The 21,677-nt window shown below is 66.1% G+C and carries 22 protein-coding genes; 12 read left to right on the plus strand and 10 right to left on the minus strand.

Annotated elements, in window-relative coordinates; all coding sequences use genetic code 11:
- Positions 1-36: 36 nt before the first annotated feature.
- Positions 37-975 carry a LysR family transcriptional regulator gene (locus B0E41_RS05160; RefSeq protein ID WP_077329632.1) on the minus strand — a complete coding sequence of 313 codons (939 nt, stop codon included), beginning with the start codon at positions 973-975 and terminating at the stop codon, positions 37-39.
- A gap of 108 nt (positions 976-1,083) precedes the next feature.
- Between B0E41_RS05160 and B0E41_RS05165 the strand changes: the two genes are divergently transcribed.
- Genes B0E41_RS05165 through B0E41_RS05175 form a run of 3 tightly spaced genes read left to right on the plus strand, consistent with a single transcriptional unit; the run spans position 1,084 to position 3,190 of the window.
- Positions 1,084-2,388 carry an aromatic ring-hydroxylating dioxygenase subunit alpha gene (locus B0E41_RS05165; protein WP_077329633.1) on the plus strand — a complete coding sequence of 435 codons (1,305 nt, stop codon included), beginning with the start codon at positions 1,084-1,086 and terminating at the stop codon, positions 2,386-2,388.
- Entirely contained in the window at positions 2,385-2,876 is a 492-nt protein-coding gene (locus tag B0E41_RS05170; protein ID WP_077329635.1) for an aromatic-ring-hydroxylating dioxygenase subunit beta, read from the plus strand. Before B0E41_RS05165 ends, B0E41_RS05170 begins: the two co-directional genes overlap by 4 nt.
- A 2-nt stretch (positions 2,877-2,878) precedes the next feature.
- Positions 2,879-3,190 carry a non-heme iron oxygenase ferredoxin subunit gene (locus B0E41_RS05175; protein ID WP_077329637.1) on the plus strand — a complete coding sequence of 104 codons (312 nt, stop codon included), beginning with the start codon at positions 2,879-2,881 and terminating at the stop codon, positions 3,188-3,190.
- Between the two features lie 12 nt (positions 3,191-3,202).
- Here the strand turns inward: B0E41_RS05175 and B0E41_RS05180 are convergent, their stop codons facing one another.
- The 4 genes from B0E41_RS05180 to queA form a co-directional block, all read right to left on the minus strand.
- Entirely contained in the window at positions 3,203-3,691 is a 489-nt protein-coding gene (locus B0E41_RS05180) for a DUF2269 domain-containing protein (protein WP_077329639.1), read from the minus strand.
- A gap of 61 nt (positions 3,692-3,752) precedes the next feature.
- Positions 3,753-4,124, minus strand: a complete 372-nt coding sequence (locus B0E41_RS05185) for a DoxX-like family protein (RefSeq protein ID WP_077329641.1) — start codon at positions 4,122-4,124, stop codon at positions 3,753-3,755.
- A 5-nt stretch (positions 4,125-4,129) separates the two neighbouring features.
- Positions 4,130-5,254 (minus strand): saccharopine dehydrogenase NADP-binding domain-containing protein, encoded by a 1,125-nt coding sequence (locus B0E41_RS05190; protein WP_077329643.1) that lies wholly within the window; start codon positions 5,252-5,254, stop codon positions 4,130-4,132.
- Between the two features lie 9 nt (positions 5,255-5,263).
- Positions 5,264-6,367: a tRNA preQ1(34) S-adenosylmethionine ribosyltransferase-isomerase QueA gene (gene queA, locus B0E41_RS05195; protein WP_077329645.1), complete on the minus strand. Its 1,104-nt coding sequence runs from the start codon at positions 6,365-6,367 to the stop codon at positions 5,264-5,266.
- A 79-nt stretch (positions 6,368-6,446) separates the two neighbouring features.
- Here queA and recG point away from each other — a divergent pair, with 79 nt between their 5' ends.
- On the plus strand, positions 6,447-8,546 hold the full coding sequence (gene recG, locus B0E41_RS05200) for an ATP-dependent DNA helicase RecG (protein WP_077329647.1): 2,100 nt from the start codon (positions 6,447-6,449) through the stop codon (positions 8,544-8,546).
- A gap of 5 nt (positions 8,547-8,551) precedes the next feature.
- Here the strand turns inward: recG and B0E41_RS05205 are convergent, their stop codons facing one another.
- Positions 8,552-9,037 (minus strand): hypothetical protein, encoded by a 486-nt coding sequence (locus B0E41_RS05205; protein ID WP_077329649.1) that lies wholly within the window; start codon positions 9,035-9,037, stop codon positions 8,552-8,554.
- A gap of 149 nt (positions 9,038-9,186) precedes the next feature.
- Here B0E41_RS05205 and B0E41_RS05210 point away from each other — a divergent pair, with 149 nt between their 5' ends.
- Both B0E41_RS05210 and B0E41_RS05215 read left to right on the plus strand, forming a co-directional pair.
- Entirely contained in the window at positions 9,187-10,146 is a 960-nt protein-coding gene (locus B0E41_RS05210) for a hydrogen peroxide-inducible genes activator (protein ID WP_077329651.1), read from the plus strand.
- Between the two features lie 81 nt (positions 10,147-10,227).
- On the plus strand, positions 10,228-11,151 hold the full coding sequence (locus B0E41_RS05215) for a 4-hydroxybenzoate octaprenyltransferase (RefSeq protein WP_077329653.1): 924 nt from the start codon (positions 10,228-10,230) through the stop codon (positions 11,149-11,151).
- Between the two features lie 323 nt (positions 11,152-11,474).
- Here B0E41_RS05215 and B0E41_RS26465 read toward each other — a convergent pair whose 3' ends face one another.
- The 4 genes from B0E41_RS26465 to B0E41_RS05230 all read right to left on the minus strand — a co-directional run bounded on the left by B0E41_RS26465 (position 11,475) and on the right by B0E41_RS05230 (position 15,325).
- Positions 11,475-11,924 carry a hypothetical protein gene (locus tag B0E41_RS26465; protein WP_143433679.1) on the minus strand — a complete coding sequence of 150 codons (450 nt, stop codon included), beginning with the start codon at positions 11,922-11,924 and terminating at the stop codon, positions 11,475-11,477.
- 262 nt (positions 11,925-12,186) lie between these two features.
- Positions 12,187-13,014, minus strand: coding sequence for a pyrroline-5-carboxylate reductase (proC, locus tag B0E41_RS05220; protein WP_077329655.1), 828 nt, complete (start codon positions 13,012-13,014; stop codon positions 12,187-12,189).
- A 26-nt stretch (positions 13,015-13,040) separates the two neighbouring features.
- Positions 13,041-14,534, minus strand: a complete 1,494-nt coding sequence (gene glpK / locus B0E41_RS05225) for a glycerol kinase GlpK (protein WP_077329657.1) — start codon at positions 14,532-14,534, stop codon at positions 13,041-13,043.
- Between the two features lie 29 nt (positions 14,535-14,563).
- Positions 14,564-15,325 (minus strand): DeoR family transcriptional regulator, encoded by a 762-nt coding sequence (locus B0E41_RS05230; RefSeq protein WP_077329659.1) that lies wholly within the window; start codon positions 15,323-15,325, stop codon positions 14,564-14,566.
- A 155-nt stretch (positions 15,326-15,480) separates the two neighbouring features.
- On the opposite strand from B0E41_RS05230, the gene B0E41_RS05235 reads away from it, so the two are divergent.
- The 6 genes from B0E41_RS05235 to B0E41_RS05260 all read left to right on the plus strand — a co-directional run bounded on the left by B0E41_RS05235 (position 15,481) and on the right by B0E41_RS05260 (position 21,617).
- A complete protein-coding gene (locus B0E41_RS05235; protein WP_077329661.1) occupies positions 15,481-16,638 on the plus strand; it encodes an ABC transporter ATP-binding protein in 1,158 nt (385 codons plus the stop codon).
- A gap of 1 nt (position 16,639) precedes the next feature.
- On the plus strand, positions 16,640-17,713 hold the full coding sequence (locus B0E41_RS05240) for an ABC transporter ATP-binding protein (RefSeq protein WP_077329663.1): 1,074 nt from the start codon (positions 16,640-16,642) through the stop codon (positions 17,711-17,713).
- A gap of 61 nt (positions 17,714-17,774) precedes the next feature.
- Positions 17,775-18,665, plus strand: coding sequence for a sugar ABC transporter permease (locus B0E41_RS05245; RefSeq protein ID WP_077329665.1), 891 nt, complete (start codon positions 17,775-17,777; stop codon positions 18,663-18,665).
- Complete coding sequence (locus tag B0E41_RS05250) at positions 18,662-19,474, plus strand: carbohydrate ABC transporter permease (protein ID WP_077329667.1); 813 nt, start codon at positions 18,662-18,664, stop codon at positions 19,472-19,474. Before B0E41_RS05245 ends, B0E41_RS05250 begins: the two co-directional genes overlap by 4 nt.
- Positions 19,474-19,782, plus strand: coding sequence for a DUF2160 domain-containing protein (locus B0E41_RS05255; protein WP_077329669.1), 309 nt, complete (start codon positions 19,474-19,476; stop codon positions 19,780-19,782). The genes B0E41_RS05250 and B0E41_RS05255 overlap by 1 nt, the downstream gene beginning before the upstream one ends.
- A 101-nt stretch (positions 19,783-19,883) precedes the next feature.
- Positions 19,884-21,617 carry an ABC transporter substrate-binding protein gene (locus B0E41_RS05260; RefSeq protein ID WP_077329671.1) on the plus strand — a complete coding sequence of 578 codons (1,734 nt, stop codon included), beginning with the start codon at positions 19,884-19,886 and terminating at the stop codon, positions 21,615-21,617.
- Positions 21,618-21,677: the final 60 nt, after the last annotated feature.

Genomic DNA, 21,677 nt, shown 5'->3' on the forward strand with positions numbered 1-21,677 from the left:
TTGCCCCCCCCGCGTCCTTGTTGCACGCGGCCGGCGTTACCCGGCGGGCGTGTCGGCGGCGCCCGCGACCGCCGTTCCAAAGCGCCGCGCCACCAGGCCGCGCAGCCACTGGTGGCCGGGGTCGCGGTGCAGGTGGGCGTGCCAGAGCTGGGCGATGGTGCTGCTCGGCAGCTTGAGCGTGAGCGGGCGGGCGACCAGGCCGAAGGGCGCGCAGGCCCGCTCGGCGAAACGCTCGGGCACGGTCGCCACCAGGTCGGTGCTGCCCAGCACATGGCCGAGCGCCACGTAGTGCGGCACGGTGAGCTGCACCGTGCGCGCCATGCCCAGCCGCTCCAGCGCAGCTTCCACCTGGCCGTGGCCGGTGTTGGCCGAGACCACGCGCACGTGGGTGGCCTGGCGGTACTGGGCGGTGGTGAGGGGTTTTCGTGCGGCCAGCGGGTGGCCCTCGCGCATCAGTGCCACGTAGCGCTGGCGAAACAGCGCCTGCTGGAAGAAGCCGGCCTGCAGCTGGGGCAGCGAGCCCAGGGCCAGGTCCACCCGGCCGGCGGCCATGTCCTCGCGCAGGGCGGCGTCGGCCACCTGCACGCAGCGCAGCGTCACGCCCGGCGCCTCGCGGGCCAGGGCGTCCATCAGCACCGGCAGGAAATAGATCTCGCCCACGTCGGTCATGGCCAGCGTGAAGCAGCGCTCGCTGCGCGCCGGGTCGAAGCTGGCGCGCACGTTCAACGCGCCCTGCAGCACCCGCAGCGCCTGCGCCACGGGCTCGGCCAGCTGCAGCGCGTAGGGCGTGGGCGCCATGCCGGCCGGCGTGCGCAGGAACAGCTCGTCGTCCAGCAGGTCGCGCAAGCGCCGCAGCGCGTTGCTCACCGCAGGCTGGCTCAGGCCCAGCGACTCGGCCACGCGCGAGACCCGGCCGTCCTGCACCAGGCGGTCGAACACCACCAGCAGGTTGAGGTCGATGTCGGTGAGTTTCATGTCGGGCCTGTATTCATGATGTGAATACAGCGTATCACGCCGATTCCCTTGCCGGATGGGGGCGTGCCGGCCATCATTCGCAGCACAAGCGCACCCACGGAGACAGCCATGAACCAGACCAGCGGGCCGGACGCCCTGCATTGGGAAGCCGGCGGCACCAGCCGCATTCCCTTCGCCGTCTACACCGACCAGCAGCGCCACCAGCGTGAGCTGGACCGCTTTTTTTACAAAGGCCACTGGTGTTACGTGGGCCTCGAAGCCGAGATCCCCAACGCCGGCGACTTCAAGCGCACCGCGGTCGGTGAGCGTTCGGTGATCATGACCCGCGCCGCCGACGGCGCCATCCATGTGGTGGAAAACGTCTGCGCGCACCGCGGCATGCGCTTCTGCCGCAAGCGCCACGGCAACCAGACCGAGTTCGTCTGCCCTTACCACCAGTGGAGCTACGCGCCCAACGGCGACCTGCAGGGCGTGCCGTTCCGGCGCGGCGTGCGGCAGGACGGCAAGGTCAACGGCGGCATGCCGGCCGACTTCAACCCCAAGGACCACGCGCTGACCAAGCTGAAGGTGGCGGTGCGCGGTGGCGTGGTGTTCGCCTCGTTTGACCATGAGGTCGAGTCGCTCGAAGACTACATGGGGCCGACCATCCTGCAGTACTTCGACCGCTTGTTCAACGGCCGCCAGCTCACCATCCTGGGCTACAACCGCCAGCGCATCCCGGGCAACTGGAAGCTGATGCAGGAGAACATCAAGGACCCGTACCACCCCGGCCTGCTGCACACCTGGTTCGTCACCTTCGGTCTCTGGCGTGCCGACAACAAGAGCGAGCTGCGCATGGACGCGCACCACCGTCACGCGGCCATGGTCTCCACCCGCGGCAGCATGGGCCAGGCCAGCGGCCAGGCGTCGCAGGTGACACAGGTCTCCAGCTTCAAAGAGAGCATGCAGCTGGAGGACCCGCGCTTTCTGGACATCGTGCCCGAGCCGTGGTGGCAACTGGGCGAGAAGATGCCTACCGCTGTCATGACGACCTTGTTTCCGAGCGTGATCTTCCAGCAGCAGGTCAACAGCGTGAGCACGCGCCACATCCAGCCCGACGGCCACGGCGCCTTCGACTTCGTGTGGACACACTTCGGCTTCGCGGACGACACAGCAGAGATGACCGAGCGCCGCCTGCGCCAGGCCAACCTGTTCGGCCCGGCCGGCTTCGTGAGCGCCGACGACGGCGAGGTGATCGAGTTCTCGCAGCAGGCCTTCGAGAGCAAGCCACAGCACCGCGCGCTGGCCGAGCTGGGCGGGCGCGAGGTGGGTGAGACCGATCACATGGTGACGGAGACGCTGATCCGGGGGATGTACGAGTACTGGCGGAAAGTGATGGAAGCCCCGGAAAAATCGGCTGGGGGTACGGCATGAGCGCGCTGGTCAAAGTGAACTTCGACACTTGGCAGGCGCTGCAGCAGCTCTACAGCGACTACGCATCCGCCGTGGACAGTGGCCAGTGGGAGCTCTGGCCGGAGTTCTTCACCGTGGACGGTGTCTACAAGCTGCAACCGCGCGAGAACCACGAACGGGGCTTTCCGTTGTCCACCCTGGCCTTCGACAGCCAGGCCATGCTGCGCGACCGCGTCTACGGCATCAAGGAAACGCTGTTCCACGACCCGTACTACCAGCGCCACGTGGTCGGCGCGCCGGTGGTTCGGCAGATCGACGAACAGGGCCGGTGGCACTGCGAGGCCAACTACGCGGTGTTCCGCACCAAGCTGGATGGTGCCAGCAGTGTGTTCAATGTCGGGCGCTACTTGGACATCGTGGTCAACACGCCGCAGGGCTTCAAGTTCGCCCAGCGCCACTGCATTTACGACAGCGAAATGATCCCCAACTCCATCATTTACCCCATCTGATCATGAGCAACTGGACCGACGTGGCCGCCGAGGCCGATCTGTTTGAAGGCGCGGGCATTCCGGTGGCGCCGGGCGGGCGCGACATCGCGCTGTTTGCCGTGGACGGCGAGGTGTTTGCCACCGACAACCTCTGCACCCACGGCAACGCCCGGCTGTGCGATGGTTTTGTGGAAGGGCACGAGATCGAGTGCCCGTTCCACCAGGGCCGCTTCGACCTGCGCACGGGGGATGCGACTTTCGCGCCCTGCACCGAGGCCATCAAGGTCTGGCCGGTGAAGGTGGAGGGCGGGCGTGTGCTGCTGGACCTGGGCTGATCGCGGGCCGGGTCAACCGCCCCACGGAACAGGCAGGTCCGGCTTCATGACCATCAACGCGAACACCGCCAGCATGGCCACAAAGGCCGGGTAGCCCAGGCTTTCCCACCAACGCGCAAAGCGCCAGTAGCGCTCGGGCAGCTCGCCGCCGCTGCCTGCGGTGTGCGCCGCCATGCGTGCCATCTGCAGTTGCAGCCACACCACCGGCAGCCACAGGGCGCCGGTCAGCGCATACAACGCCAGCGACCAGCCGATCCAGGGCGTGTTCAGCGGCCAGCCCGCCAGGTGCGCCATGGCGATGCCCGTCACCGGCTGCACGATGACCGCGGGCGTGGTGAACCAGAGGTCGGCGCGCACCACCAGCCGCGACACCACAGCCTGCGCCGCCAGGTTGCCGCTGCGGTTGGTGAAGAACATGAAGAACGCGGTGCCCAGGCCGGTGCCCACCAGCAACACGCTGGAGACGATGTGCAGGGTTTTCAGCAGCAGGAAAGTATTCACAGGGCTACCCTCCGTGCTGCGCACTTCGGGGCTGAGCGCCTTCGGAGCGGCCGGGCGGCGCTCATGCGCGTGTGTCCAGGCGCCACAGCAACAGCAGCGCAGCGGCGATGGGGATGTTCTTGCTGAGCGGCCCCAGCGGGTGCAGCCACCAGCCGGGATCGATGGCCGTGGCCAGCAGCGTCATGAGCCCCATGACGATCAGCGCCGCACCGTAGGCGGGGCGACCGGGGCGCCACCACAGCCACAGGCCCAGCAGCGCATCGGTGGCGGCACCGGCGGCGATCAGGGCCGGCTTGAGCCCCGGCCAGGTGTCGGGCAGCGAGGCCAACAGCGCCAGGCTCTGGCCGTGCCATTCCCACAGCGAAACGAAGGCCGTCCACAGCCAGACAAAGACCAGGCTGAAGCGCAGCCAGCGAAGTTCGGTGTGTGCCATGGGCGTCAATCGGTGTCGGTGACCATGCCCCAGCGCGCGAATTCCGGGGTGAAGTCGTCCAGCGCCAGCAAACCCGTGGCCGTGTGGGCGCCGGGTGCCGGGCCGTCGCCACACGCGAGGCGCCGCGCCAGCAGGATGGCCGCCATGCAGGGGATTTGTGGGCCGTGATCGTGGTCGGCGGCGATGTCCCAGCGCGTGTCGGCGTGCTGTCCTTGCGCATCCAGCCCGGCCACCTGCACGTACATGCCGCCCAGCGCGCTGCCCCATCGGTCGAACAGCGGCGCCCCGCGCAGCAGCCAGGGCGCCAGGGCCTGCGGGCGCGGCAGCAGGCCCCAGTGGCGCAGCGCCGCCAGCCAGGCGAAAGCGGTTTGAGACAGCGGCACTTCCAGCGCGGCCCGGAACACCACCGCTTCTTTCACCTGGTAGTGCACGGGAAACAGTTCCAGGTCGGGGATGTCGCACAGCGCGGCCCGGCGCGGCTGCATGCGCGGGAACCGAACCGGCACCGGGTCGGCCCAGCCCAGGGCCTGTTGCCAGCGCCCTTCGCGCCAGATGTCCACCGGCGTGCCGCAGTAGCTGAGCACGGACGCCAGCGTGGCGACACCGCGCGGGGCGGTCTGGGCCGGGGCGATGCAGACGTAGATGCTGTGGATGGCCTGCCAGCCCTGCGTCAGGTGGTCCACCACCGCAGAGGAGAGCGCCGGCACGGTGCTCGCGCCGCTGACGGCACAGCGATGCGCCGCGGCGAAGCGCGCTTGCATGGCCGCAGGGAAGTCGCACACGAAGCGGCGGCCGTCGGCCAGGTCGATGTAGTGCGCACTGGCGTCGGCGCAGGCCTCGGCCACCGTGTAGCCCTGCGCCTGAAAGGGGCCGGCGGTGTGGATCACCAGACCGACTTTTGCAGCCTTCAGCCGCGCGGCGAGGTTCGCATCGGTGGCGTCGATCACCATGGCTTGGGCGGCCGATCCGGTTTGTTGGGCCAGCGCTTTCGAACGGGCCTCGTTCCGTCCGCCGATCAGCAGCTGGATGCCCGGGTCGTTGGCGAGCGCCTGGACGATGCGGGTGCCGAAGTTGCCGTAGCCGCCCAGTACGAGCACGTTGAGGGGTGGGTGGGTGAGCGTCTGTGGCATGGGGTGATCTCAGCGGCGCCGTTCCAGCAGCATGGCGTCGCCATAACTGAAGAACCGGTAACCCTGCGCCACCGCGTGGCGGTACAGCGCCATCACATGTTCGTACCCGGCGAAGGCGCTGACCAGCATCATCAGCGTGCTCTTGGGCAGGTGGAAGTTGGTGACCAGCACGTCCACCACCTGGAAGCCAAAACCCGGTGTGATGAAGATGTTGGTGTCGCCGCTGGTTTCGCCGGACCGCGCCCAGCTCTCCAGCGTGCGCACGCTGGTCGTGCCCACCGCGACCACACGGCCACCGCGTGCACGGCAGTCGGCAATGGCTTGCACGGTCTGGGGCGGGATCGCGTAGCGCTCGTGGTGCATCACGTGCTCTTCAATGCGCTCTGTCTTCATGGGTGCGAAGGTGCCGGCGCCCACGTGCAGCGTGACGTTGGCGCGCTGCACACCGTGCGCTTCCAGCGCCGCCAGGACACCCTCGTCGAAATGCAGCGCGGCGGTGGGGGCGGCCACCGCCCCCGGCACGCGCGCAAACACGGTCTGGTAACGGCGCTCGTCGTCGGCATCGTCCGCGTGCGTGATGTAGGGCGGCAGCGGCACGTGGCCGTGGCGCGCCATCAGTTCGTAAGGCGTTTCGCCGGCTGGGCCCTGCAGGCGCAGGCGGAACAGTTGCCCTTGTTCATCGGGCCAGCGACCGATGAAGACGGCATCGAAACCGCCGCCATTCAGTCCACCGGCGAGGTGCAGCAAACCACCGGGTTGTGGCTTCTTGCTCACGCGGATGTGCGCCACCACTTCCTGCCCCGAGCCGTCCAGTGCCTCGTGCGGCAGCAGCACGCGCTCGATCAGGATCTCGAATTTGCCGCCGCTGGCCTTCTCGCCGAACAGCCGGGCCTTGACCACTTGCGTGTCGTTGAACACCAGCAGGTCGCCGCGCTTCAGAAGGCTGGGCAGCTCGCGGAAGATGCGGTCGACAGGCGGGGCGCCCGTGCCGTCGAGCAGGCGTGAGGCGCTGCGTTCGGCGGCCGGGTGCTGGGCAATCAGGGCGTCCGGAAGGATGAAATCGAAGTCGGCGACGGTGAAGGCGCGGGTCGGCGGGGTGGTGGATGTGGACATGCTGCTTGAGGGCCGGACAAGGCCCGTTCCAAGTGAAAGAGACAAAAGAGGTGGATAAAAAGACAGGCAGAATTGTCCCATGCCCGACGCCAAGCCAGCCCCAGCCAAGGCGCTCTCTGCCCCACAGAAAGCCCTGCACAAACTGGGGCTCACGCGCGACATCGATCTGGCGCTGCACCTGCCGCTGCGCTATGAAGACGAAACCCGCGTGGTGCGCCTGAGCGACGCGCGCGAGGGCCAGACGGTGCAGGTCGAAGGCACGGTGACGCACCAGGAGATCACCATGCGCCCGCGCCGCCAACTGCTGGTGACGCTGGAAGACGGCTCGGACACCTGCACCCTGCGCTTCTTCAGCTTCTACCCCTCGCATCAGAAAGCACTGGCCGTGGGCGCGCAGGTGCGGGTGCGCGGCGAAATCCGCGGCGGCTTCATGGGCCGCACCATGATGCACCCGGCCTTTCACGCGGCCGGCGGCGAGCTGCCCGACGCGCTCACCCCGGTCTACCCGACCAGCGCCCAACTGCCCCAGGCCTACCTGCGCAAGGTGGTGGCCAGCGGGCTGGGGCGGGCCGATCTGTCAGAGACCATCCCGCCCGAACTGCTGGGCAGCCTGCAGCGGGCGGTGCACGGCACCTGGACCCTGCGCGACGCGCTGCGCTACCTGCACCACCCGGGGCCGGACGTGTCGCTCGACGCGCTCGAAGACCGCAGCCACCCGGCCTGGCAGCGCCTGAAGGCCGAAGAGCTGCTGGCGCAGCAACTCTCGCAACTGACGGCCAAACGCGAACGCGATGCCCTGCGCGCGCCAGAGCTGCGCACGGCGCCCGGTGGTCTGCACGAACAGTTGCTGGCCGTGTTGCCATTTGCCTTGACCGGTGCGCAGCGCCGCGTGATTGAGGAGATCGCTCGCGACCTGGCGCGCCCTGTGCCCATGCACCGCCTGCTGCAGGGCGACGTGGGTTCGGGCAAAACGGTGGTGGCCGCGCTGGCCGCCGCCATCGCCATCGACTCGGGCTGGCAGTGCGCGCTGATGGCGCCCACCGAAATCCTGGCCGAACAACATTTCGCCAAACTCATCGGCTGGCTGGAGCCGCTGCTCGCGCCGCTGGGCAAACGCGTGGCCTGGCTCACCGGCAGCCAGAAGAAAAAGCAGCGCACCGAGATGCTGGGGCTGATCGCCAGCGGCGAGGCCGCGCTGGTGGTCGGCACACACGCGGTGATCCAGGACCAGGTGGTGTTCCAGAACCTGGCGCTGGCGATTATTGACGAGCAGCACCGGTTTGGCGTGGCGCAACGGCTGGCGCTTCGTTCAAAGATGACCGAGGGCGAGGACGGGCAGGCGCGCGAGCCGCACCTTCTGATGATGTCGGCCACGCCGATCCCGCGCACGCTGGCCATGAGCTACTACGCCGACCTCGACGTCTCCACCATCGACGAGCTGCCACCCGGTCGCACGCCCATCGTGACCAAGGTCGTGTCCGACCAGCGCCGCCACGAGGTGATTCAGCGCATCCGCGCCCAGGTGGCCGAGGGACGGCAGGTCTACTGGGTCTGTCCGCTGATTGAAGAGAGCGAGGCGCTGGACTTGTCCAACGCCACCGAGACGCATGCTGAACTCTCTCAGTCCCTTCCAGGCGTTCTGGTCGGCCTGCTGCACTCGCGCATGCCGGTCGCGGAAAAGAAAGCGGTGATGTCGCTCTTCACCAGCGGTCACATGAGCGTGCTCGTGTCCACCACCGTGATCGAAGTCGGCGTGGACGTGCCGAACGCTTCCTTGATGGTGATTGAACACGCCGAGCGCTTCGGCCTCAGCCAGTTGCACCAGTTGCGCGGGCGCGTGGGGCGCGGCGCGGCGGCCTCGGCCTGCGTGCTGCTCTACACCCCGCCCGACGGCGGGCGCCTGGGCGAAACCGCGCGCGAACGGCTCAAGGCCATGGCCGAAACCAGCGACGGTTTCGAGATCGCTCGCCGCGACCTGGAGATCCGTGGCCCGGGCGAGTTTCTCGGTGCCCGTCAGTCGGGCGCCGCGCTGCTGCGCTTCGCCGACCTCGCCACCGACGGCCACCTGCTCGACTGGGCACGCCAGGCTGCTGCACAGATGCTGGCCCAGCACCCGGCCGCCGCCGAAAAGCACATCGCCCGCTGGTTGGGCGGGCGAAGCGAGTTTCTGAAGGCCTGAGATGATCAACGTCTGACGGTGGCGCGGCTCATGTCAAGCGTGGTCGGGAATCCTTCGGCGTCCACGGGAGAGCCTTCTGGTGATTCGAACCAGCGGTCGCCCTCGACGTAGTGGATGTCCTTTTCAGCGTTGTTGCCGAGCGTCGCCGTGACCTTGTCGACTGTCTTGCCGCTGGCAGAGCCCGTGCCATGAATGGTCAAGGAGGCGGGAAGTGTCTCAGTGGCGGACGGTGTGCCCCCGCAACTTGCATTGGCGAAAGCACGCCAAGTCAGCGTTCCAGATACGAGGTTGTCATTGGACTTGTTCAAGGTGACTTCGCCGGCGACTGACGACGATCCGTCAACCTCGCACGGAATGTCCCAGACGCCCACGTACTTGCCGGCCGGCGAGCTGTCTACCGGGTCATCACCGCCAGGGCCGCAGGCGCTCAGCAGCAGGGGTGTGGCGAGGGCGAGCGCCCAGAAGTGCTTTTTCATGTTCATGTCCTCCATGAGGGGTTGGTGTTGTAGAGCCGTTCCAGCAGCCCCGTTGCGGGCAATGTGCGGCACGGCAATATAACAATTTGTCACCAAACGCCTCTTGATCGAGCACAAGTTTGCTCATGGGGGAGCGGGTTCGGAGTCAGCGCAAAATACCGGCCATGACCCTGACCGAACTCAAATACATCGTGGCCGTGGCGCGCGAAAAGCACTTCGGCAAGGCCGCCGAGGCCTGTTTCGTGTCGCAGCCCACGCTGTCCGTCGCGATCAAGAAGCTCGAAGAAGAGCTCGAACTCAAGATCTTCGAGCGCAACGCCAGCGAGATCGCGGTCACGCCGCTGGGTGAAGAGATCGTGCGCCAGGCCCAGACCGTGCTGGAGCAGGCCGCGGCGATCAAGGAGATCGCCAAGCGCGGCAAAGACCCGCTGGCCGGCCCGCTGCGCCTGGGCGTGATCTACACCATCGGCCCGTACCTGCTGCCCAACCTGGTGCGCCAGGTGATCGAGCGCACGCCGCAGATGCCGCTGATGCTGCAGGAGAATTTCACCGTCAAGCTGCTGGAGCAGCTGCGCCTGGGCGAGATCGATTGCGCCATCCTGGCCGAGCCGTTTCCGGACACCAACCTCGCCATCGCCCCGCTCTATGACGAGCCGTTTCTGGCCGCGGTGCCGGTGGGTCATCCGCTGGCCCAGCAGAAAAACATCACCAGCGAAGAACTCAAGCGCGAGACCATGCTGCTGCTCGGCACGGGGCACTGCTTCCGCGATCACGTGCTGGAGGTCTGCCCCGAGTTCGCACGGTTCTCGAACGACGCCGAGGGCATCCGCAAGAGCTTCGAAGGCTCGTCGCTGGAGACCATCAAACACATGGTGGCCGCCGGCATGGGCGTGACACTGGTGCCGCGCCTGTCGGTGCCCGGCTCGGCGCTCGATGGTTCGCCCGCGAACGCGCACGATTTCGGCGATTCGTCTTTTGTGCGCTACCTGCCGTTTGAGGGCGAGCCACCCACGCGCCGCGTGGTGCTGGCCTGGCGGCGCAGCTTCACGCGCTACGAAGCCATAGCCGAATTGCGCAACGCCATCTATGGGTGTGAGTTGCCCGGGGTGATGCGCTTGTCTTGATTTGAGTTCCCCCCTGCGCCGCTTTGCGTCTTCCCGGTGTGTGCGGGTCCATCGTGCGCTCACGCCTCTGGAATGCTGACCATGTTTGATCGTCTGAATCTCTACCTCGACCTGATCCGCTGGAACCGCCCGGCGGGCTGGCTGCTGCTCTTGTGGCCCTCACTGTCGGCGCTGTGGGTGGCGGCGGGTGGTTTCCCCGGCGTGCATCTGCTGGCCGTGTTTGTGCTCGGCACCATCCTCATGCGCAGCGCCGGCTGCTGTGTCAACGACGTGGCCGACCGCGAGTTCGACAAACACGTCAAGCGCACCGCGCAGCGGCCCGTGACCAGCGGGCGCGTGGGTGTGAAGGAAGCGCTGGGCGTGGGCGCGGTGCTCGCGTTCGCGGCCTTCTTGCTGGTGCTCACCACCAACGTCGCGACCATGGTGTGGTCGTTCCTGGGGCTGATGTTGGCGCTGGTCTACCCCTACGCCAAGCGCCATGTGTCCATGCCGCAGGCGGTGCTGGGCGTGGCCTTCAGCTTCGGCATTCCGATGGCGTTTGCGGCGGTGAACGGGGGCCCGGCGCTGGAGCTGTTCGGCGGCACAGCGCCGTGGACTTCACAGGGGTTCTGGGCCGGCGTCTGGCACAGCGTGCCGCCGCTGGCCTGGGTGTTGATGGTGGGCAACCTGTTCTGGGTGCTGGCCTACGACACCGAGTACGCCATGGTCGACCGCGACGACGATCTGCGCATCGGCATGAAGACCTCGGCCATCACGCTGGGCGACGCCGACGTGCCGGCCGTGACGGCGTTCTACCTGGTGTTTCTGGGCATCTGGACCGCCGCGCTGTGGGCGGTCGTGAACCCCCTGGTCTGGGGCGGGATGCTGCTGGTGGCGCTGGGCCAGGTGGTCTGGCACTGGCGCCTGATCAAAGACCGCACGCGCGACGGTTGCTTCAAGGCCTTCCGCCAGAACCACTGGCTGGGCTTCACGGTGTTTGTCGGCGTGGTGCTCGGGCTGGTTTGACGTGCGATGCGTTTCTGTCGTGGCGTTACTTCGGCCCACGCAAGCGCCGCGCCCTGCTCCGCGGCTGTCCCCCGGCGGCTGGAGCCGCCTCCTCCTTTATGCCGCTGCGCAGGGCACGCCGCTTGCGTGGGGCGCTGCTGCTGGCGGGCCCGCGGCCAGGCGGTATTGGCGCTGTACGGTGACGTCTATCGGCCAGGAGCGGAAGTCATAAATAGCCTAAAAGTATCGAAGCAGTAGAGTTTTCAATCCGAGTTCAACCATCGGTCCTATTTAGGCATTGACTGAGCCTGGTGGGCCGGCAAAAAATTGGCCACTTTGGGGAATTAATTTTTCTTAAATTCCTTGACGCGGTAGGCGAGGTATTTGGCCTGTGTACGATTCTCATCTCCATTGCATTCGGAAAATGTTTTTGCCCATAGGCCGCGGTCAATATTGCCCGATTCAATTTCGTCGAGAACTTGGGCGTATAGAGTTCGTTCATCAATTCTTTCTGGTGTAGATGATGTCTCACTCCTGTGATCTTGTTCAATCACCTGCGGGTGGTTCCAACGGTTTCGGAGGTAAATGCTATTGATGATCCAAAGCAGCGGATTTAGAGTGAGTACGGTTGCAATAATAAATGCCCAGCGGTTCTTTGTAAGCAGCGTGAGCGACAGCACTATGTGAAATAAAACGTAGAGCCAGATCCAGCCTTCCATCTGGCGATGAAAATAAACGGGGACGAAAAAGCCCCCAATAAATTGAAGTCCTCCCCAAATGTTCCACCATGTCATTCCAAGCGGTGGAGATTGGGTTTCCTGTTGGTCGCAGAATTCATGATTTAGAAAGTGAATTGAAGACGTTATTTTGCCATTTTCGAGATTTGCTGAGACTAACCGCTTAGATGATCCTCTTCGGGTCGATTCCGGTCTTCGCTCGCCAATCCCTCTTGCGGATGCGGTGTGCTTTGCGCAGCGGCATCAAGGAGGAGGCGGCTCTAGCCGCCGGGGGACAGCCGCGGAGCAGAGCGCACCGTATCCGCGAGCCGCGCAAAGACTACTTGCCGAATTCGGCGCCCAGTTCGGCGGCGCGGGTCTGCGCCGCGACCAAGGCTTTTTCGAACAGCGCCTTCATGTCCGACGCTTCCATCGAAGTAATGGCCGCATAGGTGGTGCCGCCCTTGGAGGTGACGCGCTCGCGCAAGGTTTGCAGCGGGTCGGTGGAGCGCTGGGCCAGCGTGGCGGCGCCTAGAAAGGTGCCGATGGCGAGTTGCTGGGCCACCTCGGGCGCGAGGCCCATCTTCGCGCCCGCGTCGCGCATGGCTTCGAGGAAATAGAACACGTAGGCTGGGCCTGAGCCCGAGATCGCGGTCACCGCGTCCAGGTCCGCTTCCACGTTCACCCAGACCAGTTCACCCGTGGTGCGGACCACGCGCTCGACCAGCGCCTTGTCGTCTTCGGTGACGGCGGCGCGCGCCATCAGACCGGTCATGCCCAGGCCGACCAGGGCCGGTGTGTTGGGCATGGCGCGCACGATGCGCTGTGTGCCCAGCCAGGCGGCCATGCTCTCGCTGGTGATGCCGGCGGCCACGCTCAGGTGCAGGGCCTGACCGAGGAAGGGGGCGGCGGCCAGCGCCGCGTCTTTGAAGGTCTGGGGCTTCACCGCCCAGACCACGAGCTCGGAGGGTTTCAAGCTGGCGCCAGCGGTGGGCAGCACGGTCATGCCCGGGAACTGCTGCGCCAGCTTCGTGCGCTGCTCGTCCCAGGGTTCGACCACCTGCAAGGCGGTGGTCGGGTGGCCCTGGCGGACCAGGCCGCCGATGATGGCGCTGGCCATGTTGCCGCCGCCGATGAAGGTGATGAGGGGGTGGGTGGATGGATTCATGCGGCGATTGTCGCTGCCACCGGCGCTCAAACTGCCGTCGTCTGCCTGACAGCGTGTTCCCACTCGGCCATTTTTTCGGCGGCCCGCTCGCGCGACAGCGTCGGATGAAACGTGCGCTCGGCGCGCCACTGTTTGGAGAGCTCGTCCTGCCCGGCGTACAGACCACACTGCAGGCCGGCCAGGTAGGCCGCGCCGAGGGCGGTGGTCTCGATCACGGCGGGGCGCACCACCGGGATGCCCAGCAGGTCGGCCTGGATCTGCATCAGCAGGTCATTGACGCAGGCACCGCCGTCCACGCGCAGCTCGGCCACCGGCACGCCGCCGCTGGCGACAGCGTCGCGGCTCATGGCGTCGAGCAGGGCGGCGCTCTGGAAGGCGATGCTCTCCAGCGCGGCGCGCGCGATGTGGGCGATGGTGCTGCCGCGCGTGAGGCCGACGATGGCGCCGCGGCTCTCGGGCTGCCAGTAGGGCGCGCCCAGGCCGGTAAAGGCCGGCACCATGATCACGCCGCCGGCGTCGGGCACGCTCTCGGCCAGCGCCTGCACCTCGCTGCTGGAGGGGATGGCACGCAGCCCGTCGCGCAGCCACTGCACCACGGCGCCCCCGATGAAGACGCTGCCCTCGAATGCGTACTGCGGCTTGCCGGGCGGCTGCGCGGCGGCAGTGGTGATCAGGCCGTTCTGGCTGGTCTGGAAACGCTCGCCGTTGTGCATCAGCATGAAGCAGCCGGTGCCGTAGGTGTTCTTGGCCATGCCGGCCTGGAAGCAGGCCTGACCGAACAGCGCGCTCTGCTGGTCGCCCGCCACGCCGCCGATCACCAGCGGCGCACCCAGCCACTCGGAGCGCACCTCGCCGAAGTGGGCGCTGGAGGGCAGGGCGGTGGGCATCATGGTCGCCGGGATGTGCATGGCTTGCAGCAGCTCGTCGTCCCAGCGCTGTGTGTGGATGTTGAACAGCATGGTGCGTGCCGCGTTGCTGTGGTCGGTGACATGCGCCGCGCCGCCGGTGAGCTGCCAGATCAGCCAGCTGTCCACCGTGCCGAAGGCCAGCTCGCCGGCCTCGGCCTGGGCGCGCGCGCCGGGCACGTGGTCGAGGATCCACTGCAGCTTGGTGCCCGAAAAATAGGCGTCGATGCGCAGGCCGGTTTTCTGCAACACGGTGTCAGAGAGCCCGCGCTCGCGCAGCGCCACGCAGGTGCTTTCGGCGCGGCGGTCCTGCCAGACGATGGCGTTGTAGACCGGCTCGCCGGTCTTGCGGTTCCAGACCACGGTGGTCTCGCGCTGGTTGGTGATGCCCACGGCACGGATGTCGGCCGCCTTCAGCCCCGCCTTGGCCAGCGCCTCGCGCGCCGTCTCCAGCTGCGTGGTCCAGAGATCGCGCGGGTCGTGCTCGACCCAGCCGGGTTGTGGGTAGATCTGGCGGAACTCGCGCTGCGACATGGCGACCACGCGGCCGGCGGGGTCGAACACGATGCTGCGCGAACTGGAGGTGCCCTGGTCCAGGGCCAGCAGGTAACTCATGGGATGTCTCGTCTGTTGTGTCGAAAGGGTCAGGCGACGACGCATTCCACGTCGCCCTGGGCCAGCAGGGTGTCGAACGGCGGGGGCGGGGTCTCGTCGGTGAACACCACGTCCACCTCGTTCAGCCGCGCCAGCTCCACCATGGCCGGGCGGTTGAACTTGCTGCGGTCGGCCGCGAGCCAGACCTCGCGCGACTGTTCGATGATGGTTCGCGCCACTTTGACCTCGCGGTAGTCGAAGTCGCGCAGCGTGCCGTCGGCCTCGATGGCGCTGATGCCGATCAGGCCGATGTCGACCTTGAACTGGCGCATGAAGTCCACCGTGGCCTCGCCCACGATGCCCTGGTCGGCGCCGCGCACCAGGCCGCCGGCCACGATGACCTCACAGTCCGGGTTGCTGCTCATCAAGGCGGCCACGTGCAGGTTGTTGGTGATCACGCGCAGACCCCGGTGGTGCATCAGCTCGTGGGCCACGGCCTCGATGGTCGTGCCGATGTTGAGGATCAGCGAGCAGCCGTGGGGCACGCGCTGCGCGATGGCGCGAGCGATGCGCGCCTTGGCGTCTGACTCCATCGCTTGCCGCTGGCGGTAAGCGATGTTTTCGGTGGTCGAGCCCGGCAGGCGCACGCCGCCGTGAAAACGCGAGAGCAGCCCGGCCTCGGCCAGGCGCTGCACGTCGCGGCGCACCGTCTGCAGGGTCACGCCGAAACGCTCGGCCAAAGCTTCAATGGTCTGCGGACCGTGGGTGCGCACCACGTTCAGCAGCAATGTGTGTCGGGGGGCCAGGTTCATGAGGTGAGAGCAGTCAGAAAGCTATGACCCGAACATAACGGAAAAGGAAAATCGCCGGTTAAGGGTAAATACCGAAACTAGAAGAACATAAACGAACAATAGAATCGCCGAAACGAAAACAAAACAACGGCCTCAGGCCCTTTTCTGGACGATCCATGCAGTTATCCCTGGAGCAAGTGGGCAAGACGGTCGGGCCCGCGGCCCACCTCTATCCCATGAGCCTGATCCCCGCGCCGAACGCCGTCACGGTGTTGCTGGGTGCGACGCAGGCGGGCAAGACCAGCCTGATGCGCATCATGGCCGGCCTCGACGTGCCGACCACGGGCCGCGTGCTGGTGGACGGGCGCGACGTGACCGGCATGCCGGTGCGCGAGCGCAACGTGGCCATGGTCTACCAGCAGTTCATCAACTACCCCTCGATGACGGTGTTTGACAACATTGCCTCGCCGCTCAAACTGAGTGGGCAATCCAGGGCCGACGTGGACCGCCGGGTGCGCGAGCTGGCCGATCGGCTGCACATCGACATCTTTCTCGACCGCCTGCCCGCCGAGCTCTCGGGCGGCCAGCAGCAGCGTGTGGCCTTGGCGCGCGCCCTGGCCAAGAACGCGCCGCTGATGCTGCTCGACGAACCCCTGGTGAACCTGGACTACAAGCTGCGCGAAGAACTGCGCGAGGAGCTGACCCAGCTGTTCGCCGCTGGCGACTCCACCGTCATCTACGCCACCACCGAGCCGGGTGAGGCCCTGCTGCTGGGGGGCTACACGGCGGTGATGGACGCGGGCGAGCTGCTGCAGTACGGCCCCACGGCCGAGGTCTTCCACCGTCCCAACTCGCTGCGCGTGGCGCGGGCCTTCAGCGACCCGCCGATGAACCTGCTGTCGGCCGAGGTCGCAGAGGGCGGCGCGCGTCTCAGTGGCGGCCTGCTGCTGGCGGTGAACCTGCCGCCCCACGCGAGCCGCGCATTGACCCTGGGCATCCGCGCCAGCGCCGTGCGCGTGGCGGCCCGCCCGGGCGACGTGGCACTGCCAGGCACCGTGGAGCTGGCCGAAATCTCCGGCTCCGACACCTTCGTGCACGTGCACACAGCGGTCGGCGAGATCGTGGCCCAGCTCACCGGCGTGCACGACTTCGCGCTGGGCAGCGCGATCACGCTGCACGTGAACCCCGCGCAGGTGTATGTCTTCAATGACGCCGGCGACCTGCTGTTTGCCCCCGAGCGCCGGAAGGTGGACATGGCGCCCCCACGTTCACTTCGTTCACTGCCCCCCGAGGGGGCGCAAGCCTCCCTTGGGGCGGCCCGGCGGGAGTCCTGACATGAGCCGCATCGACCTCGACCTCGCCCACTCCTACAAGCCGAACCCGAAGGCCGATGGCGACTACGCGCTGCTGCCTTTGAAGATGAGCTTCGAAGACGGCGGCGCCTACGCCCTGCTCGGCCCCTCGGGCTGTGGCAAGACCACCATGCTCAACATCATGTCCGGCCTGCTCGTGCCCTCACACGGCACGGTGAAGTTCGACGGCCAGGACATGACGCGTGCCACACCGCAGCAGCGCAACATCGCCCAGGTGTTCCAGTTCCCGGTGATCTACGACACCATGACCGTGGCTGAGAACCTGGCCTTTCCGCTGAAGAACCGCAAAGTGCCGGACGAGCAGATCAAGACCCGCGTGGGCCAGATCGCCGAGATGCTGGAGATGAGCCACCAGCTCGACATGCGCGCGGCCGGCCTCTCCGCTGACCAGAAACAGAAGATCTCGCTGGGCCGTGGCCTGGTGCGGCCAGACGTGTCGGCCGTGCTGTTCGACGAGCCGCTGACCGTGATCGACCCGCACCTGAAATGGCAGTTGCGCCGCAAGCTCAAGCAGATTCACCACGAGTTGAAGCTCACGCTGATTTATGTCACACACGACCAGGTCGAGGCCCTGACTTTCGCGGACCAGGTGGTGGTCATGACACGCGGCAAGGTGGTGCAGCTGGGCACACCCGACGCGCTGTTCGAGCGCCCGGCCCACACCTTCGTCGGTCACTTCATCGGCTCGCCGGGCATGAACTTCCTGCCCGCGAGCGTGAGCGGAGGGCGGGTGCAGGTGGACGGGCAGGCCATGCCCGACGGCGGTCAGCGCTTGCCCGACGGCGAGCTGCGTCTGGGCATCCGCCCCGAGTACCTGGTGATCGGCCCGCAGGGCCAGCCCGGCACGCTGCCCGCCACCGTGCGCCAGGTGCAGGACATCGGCACCTACTTTCTGGTGACGCTGGAATCGGCCGGTCAGGCGGTGAAAGCCCGACTGGCGCCCGACGCGGCCCTGCCGGCCCTCGGTGCCGCCGTCGGTTTGCAGGTGGTGGGCGAACACACCTGCTATTACAAGAACGAGGAGCTCGTCGCATGAGCGCAGCGCAGGGCCGCCCCAAGCAAGCTCGCGCCGCAGTGCAACGCACGGAGGTATTCGAATGAGCACAACAACCAAACCTGTCAACCAGAAGGCCTGGTTCCTGATCCTGCCGGTCCTGGTCTGCGTGGCCTTCTCGGCCATCCTGCCGCTGATGACGGTGGTGAACTACTCGGTGCAGGACATCATTTCGCCCGAGCGCCGCGTCTTCGTCGGCACCGAGTGGTTTGCCGCCGTCATGCGCGACGAAGACCTGCACGCCGCGCTCTGGAACCAGTTGAAGTTCTCGGGTGCCGTGCTGCTGGTGGAGATTCCGCTGGGCATCGCGCTGGCGCTGTCCATGCCGGCCGACGGCTGGAAGGCCTCGGCCACGCTGGTGATCGTGGCGCTGTCGCTGCTGATCCCGTGGAACGTGGTGGGCACGATCTGGCAGATCTTTGGCCGTGCCGACATTGGGCTGATGGGCCACACGCTGCAGACCCTTGGCATCGAGTACAGCTACACCGGTGACGCCTTGCACGCCTGGCTCACCGTGCTGCTGATGGACATCTGGCACTGGACGCCGCTGGTGGCGCTGCTGGCCTACGCCGGACTGCGCAGCATTCCCGACGCCTACTACCAGGCCGCGCGCATCGATGGCGCCAGCAAGTTCGCGGTGTTCCGCTACATCCAGCTGCCCAAGATGCGCGGCGTGCTGATGATCGCGGTGCTGCTGCGCTTCATGGACAGTTTCATGATCTACACAGAGCCCTTTGTGTTGACCGGCGGCGGACCCGGCAACGCCACGACCTTCCTCAGCCAGTACCTGACGCAGAAGGCCGTGGGGCAGTTCGATCTCGGCCCCGCCGCCGCGTTCTCGCTGATCTATTTCCTCATCATCCTGCTGTTCTGCTTCGTGCTCTACAACTGGATGCAACGCCTCGGTGAAGCAGAGAAAGAGGTGCAATCGTGAACGATCGCAGATTCAAAAAGAGGACGTTGTTCCTCATCGCCTACTTGGTCTTTGCCTTGCTGCCCATCTACTGGATGGTCAACATGAGCTTCAAGACCAACGAAGAGATCGTCTCCAGCTTCAGCCTTTGGCCGCAGGCGTTCACCTGGGACAACTACCAGCTGATCTTCACCGACGAGAGCTGGTACTCCGGCTACATCAACAGCCTGATCTACGTGGGCATCAACACGGTGATCTCGCTGACCGTGGCGCTGCCGGCGGCCTACGCGTTCTCGCGCTACAGCTTCCTCGGCGACAAGCACGTCTTCTTCTGGCTGCTCACCAACCGCATGACGCCGCCGGCGGTGTTCCTGCTGCCGTTCTTCCAGCTCTACACCACCGTGGGACTGATGGACACGCACATCGCGGTGGCGCTGGCGCACCTGCTGTTCAACGTGCCGTTGGCGGTGTGGATTCTCGAAGGCTTCATGTCGGGCATCCCGCGTGAAATTGACGAGACCGCCTACATCGACGGCTACAGCTTTCCGCGCTTCTTCCTGACCATCTTCCTGCCCCTGATCAAGGCCGGCGTGGGCGTGGCGGCCTTCTTCTGCTTCATGTTCAGCTGGGTGGAGCTGCTCATGGCGCGCACGCTCACCAGCGTCAACGCCAAGCCCATCGTGGCCACCATGACGCGCACCGTGAGCGCGAGCGGCATGGACTGGGCCACGCTGGCCGCTGCCGGCGTGTTGACCATCGTGCCCGGCGCGATCGTGATTTGGTTCGTCCGGCACTACATCGCCAAGGGCTTCGCCATGGGGAGAGTTTGATGTTTGAGTGGATGGCTTGGACCACGCCGGTGGCCGTTTTCTTCACCTGCATCGTGTTCATGCTCGCGGGCATGACGTTCTGGGAGCTCAAGTCGCCCACCACGATGCGCAAGGGTTTTCTGCCGATTGCCACCACACGTGGCGACCGGCTCTTCATCGGCCTGCTTAGCGCGGCCTACATCAACCTGGCTTTCGTCGGCATGTCGGGCCACTTCGCGGAGTGGTTCTCGCTCTCCGAGGATCCGAGCATCTGGTTCAGCTTCGTGTTGTCCATGGCCGCACTGGCCCTGGTGATGCGCAAAGGCTGAGTGGTTCGAGGGAATACGGCCCGGCGCTGCCCCGGGGCCGTGGTCACCCACCGCCATGCGGGGCAGCAACACATTCATCCACCCGAAAGAAGGAGACATTCATGAAGTTTCGTTACTCCACCCTCGCGCTGGCAGCCGCCTGCGCCGTGGGTTCCCAGGCAGCGTGGGCCGATGAGGCCGCCGCCAAGAAGTGGATCGACGCCGAGTTCCAGCCCTCAACGCTGAGCAAGGACCAGCAGACCGCCGAGATGAAGTGGTTCATCGATGCTGCCAAGAAGCTGCAGGCCAAGGGCGTGAAGGAAATCTCGGTGGTGTCCGAAACCATCACCACCCATGAGTACGAGTCCAAGACCATGGCCAAGGCCTTCGAGGAGATCACGGGCATCAAGGTCAAACACGACCTGATCCAGGAAGGCGACGTGGTCGAGAAGCTGCAGACCTCGATGCAGTCGGGCAAGTCGATCTACGACGGCTGGATCTCCGACTCCGACCTGATCGGCACCCACTACCGCTACGGCAAGGTCCTGAACCTGACCGACTACATGGCCGGCGCGGGCAAGGACTTCACCAACCCCGGCATCGACATCAAGGACTTCATCGGCACCAAGTTCACCACCGCGCCCGACGGCAAGCTCTATCAGTTGCCCGACCAGCAGTTCGCCAACCTGTACTGGTTCCGCGCCGACCTGTTCGAGCGCAAGGACATCAAGGACAAGTTCAAGGCCAAGTACGGTTACGACCTGGGCGTGCCGCTGAACTGGAGCGCCTACGAAGACATTGCCGAGTTCTTCACCAATGACGTGAAGACCATCGACGGCAAGGCGATCTACGGGCACATGGACTACGGCAAAAAGGACCCGTCGCTGGGCTGGCGTTTCACCGATGCCTGGCTGTCAATGGCCGGCACCGCCGACATCGGCGCACCCAATGGCCTGCCGATCGACGAGTGGGGCATCCGTGTCGCCGACGACAAGTGCACGCCCGTGGGCGCCTCGGTCGAGCGTGGCGGCGCCACCAATTCGCCGGCGGCCGTGTACGCGCTGACCAAGTACGTGGACTGGATGAAAAAGTACGCGCCCAAGGAAGCTTCGGGCATGACCTTCGGCGAAGCCGGTCCCGTGCCTGCTCAGGGCCAAATCGCGCAGCAGATCTTCTGGTACACGGCCTTCACCGCCGACATGACCAAAAAGGGTCTGCCGGTGGTGAATGAGGACGGCACGCCGAAGTGGCGCATGGCTCCAGGCCCCAACGGCCCGTACTGGAAGCAGGGCATGCAGAACGGCTATCAGGACGTGGGTTCGTGGACCTTCTTTGCCAATCACGACGCCAACAAGACGGCCGCCGCCTGGCTCTACGCCCAGTTCGTGACCGCCAAGACCACCAGTCTGAAGAAGACCATGGTTGGCCTGACCCCGATCCGCGAGTCCGATATCCAGAGCAAGGCCATGACCGACATGGCGCCCAAGCTGGGTGGCCTGGTCGAGTTCTACCGCAGCCCGGCCCGCGTGGCCTGGAGCCCGACCGGGACCAATGTGCCCGACTACCCCAAGCTGGCCCAGCTGTGGTGGAAAAACGTGGCCCAGGCCGTGACGGGTGAAAAGACCCCGCAGGGCGCGATGGACAACCTGGCCAAAGAGATGGACGACGTGATGGCCCGCCTGGAACGTGCCGGCATGGCCAAGTGCGCGCCCAAGCTCAACAAGAAGGAAGACGCCGCCAAGTGGCTGAGCACCAAGCAGGCGCCGTGGGCCAAGCTGGCCAACGAAAAGCCCAAGGGTGAAACCATCGCCTACCAGTCCCTGCTGGACGCCTGGAAGGCCGGCAAGGCGCGTTGATGCGTTCCTGTTGATCTGACGTTGTTGCAACCCACCGCATGCGCTCAGCGGCGCATGCGG

The sequence above is a fragment of the Hydrogenophaga sp. A37 genome (assembly GCF_002001205.1).
Classification (GTDB): Bacteria; Pseudomonadota; Gammaproteobacteria; order Burkholderiales; family Burkholderiaceae_C; genus Hydrogenophaga.

Bases quoted from the DNA above. Each gene is read 5' to 3' on its own strand.
- B0E41_RS05160 (WP_077329632.1), bottom strand. From the start codon at position 975: ATGAAACTCACCGACATCGACCTCAACCTGCTGGTGGTGTTCGACCGC.
- B0E41_RS05165 (WP_077329633.1), top strand. From the start codon at position 1,084: ATGAACCAGACCAGCGGGCCGGACGCCCTGCATTGGGAAGCCGGCGGC.
- B0E41_RS05170 (WP_077329635.1), top strand. From the start codon at position 2,385: ATGAGCGCGCTGGTCAAAGTGAACTTCGACACTTGGCAGGCGCTGCAG.
- B0E41_RS05175 (WP_077329637.1), top strand. From the start codon at position 2,879: ATGAGCAACTGGACCGACGTGGCCGCCGAGGCCGATCTGTTTGAAGGC.
- B0E41_RS05185 (WP_077329641.1), bottom strand. From the start codon at position 4,124: ATGGCACACACCGAACTTCGCTGGCTGCGCTTCAGCCTGGTCTTTGTC.
- B0E41_RS05190 (WP_077329643.1), bottom strand. From the start codon at position 5,254: ATGCCACAGACGCTCACCCACCCACCCCTCAACGTGCTCGTACTGGGC.
- queA (WP_077329645.1), bottom strand. From the start codon at position 6,367: ATGTCCACATCCACCACCCCGCCGACCCGCGCCTTCACCGTCGCCGAC.
- recG (WP_077329647.1), top strand. From the start codon at position 6,447: ATGCCCGACGCCAAGCCAGCCCCAGCCAAGGCGCTCTCTGCCCCACAG.
- B0E41_RS05205 (WP_077329649.1), bottom strand. From the start codon at position 9,037: ATGGAGGACATGAACATGAAAAAGCACTTCTGGGCGCTCGCCCTCGCC.
- B0E41_RS05210 (WP_077329651.1), top strand. From the start codon at position 9,187: ATGACCCTGACCGAACTCAAATACATCGTGGCCGTGGCGCGCGAAAAG.
- B0E41_RS05215 (WP_077329653.1), top strand. From the start codon at position 10,228: ATGTTTGATCGTCTGAATCTCTACCTCGACCTGATCCGCTGGAACCGC.
- B0E41_RS26465 (WP_143433679.1), bottom strand. From the start codon at position 11,924: ATGACATGGTGGAACATTTGGGGAGGACTTCAATTTATTGGGGGCTTT.
- proC (WP_077329655.1), bottom strand. From the start codon at position 13,014: ATGAATCCATCCACCCACCCCCTCATCACCTTCATCGGCGGCGGCAAC.
- glpK (WP_077329657.1), bottom strand. From the start codon at position 14,534: ATGAGTTACCTGCTGGCCCTGGACCAGGGCACCTCCAGTTCGCGCAGC.
- B0E41_RS05230 (WP_077329659.1), bottom strand. From the start codon at position 15,325: ATGAACCTGGCCCCCCGACACACATTGCTGCTGAACGTGGTGCGCACC.
- B0E41_RS05235 (WP_077329661.1), top strand. From the start codon at position 15,481: ATGCAGTTATCCCTGGAGCAAGTGGGCAAGACGGTCGGGCCCGCGGCC.
- B0E41_RS05240 (WP_077329663.1), top strand. From the start codon at position 16,640: ATGAGCCGCATCGACCTCGACCTCGCCCACTCCTACAAGCCGAACCCG.
- B0E41_RS05245 (WP_077329665.1), top strand. From the start codon at position 17,775: ATGAGCACAACAACCAAACCTGTCAACCAGAAGGCCTGGTTCCTGATC.
- B0E41_RS05255 (WP_077329669.1), top strand. From the start codon at position 19,474: ATGTTTGAGTGGATGGCTTGGACCACGCCGGTGGCCGTTTTCTTCACC.
- B0E41_RS05260 (WP_077329671.1), top strand. From the start codon at position 19,884: ATGAAGTTTCGTTACTCCACCCTCGCGCTGGCAGCCGCCTGCGCCGTG.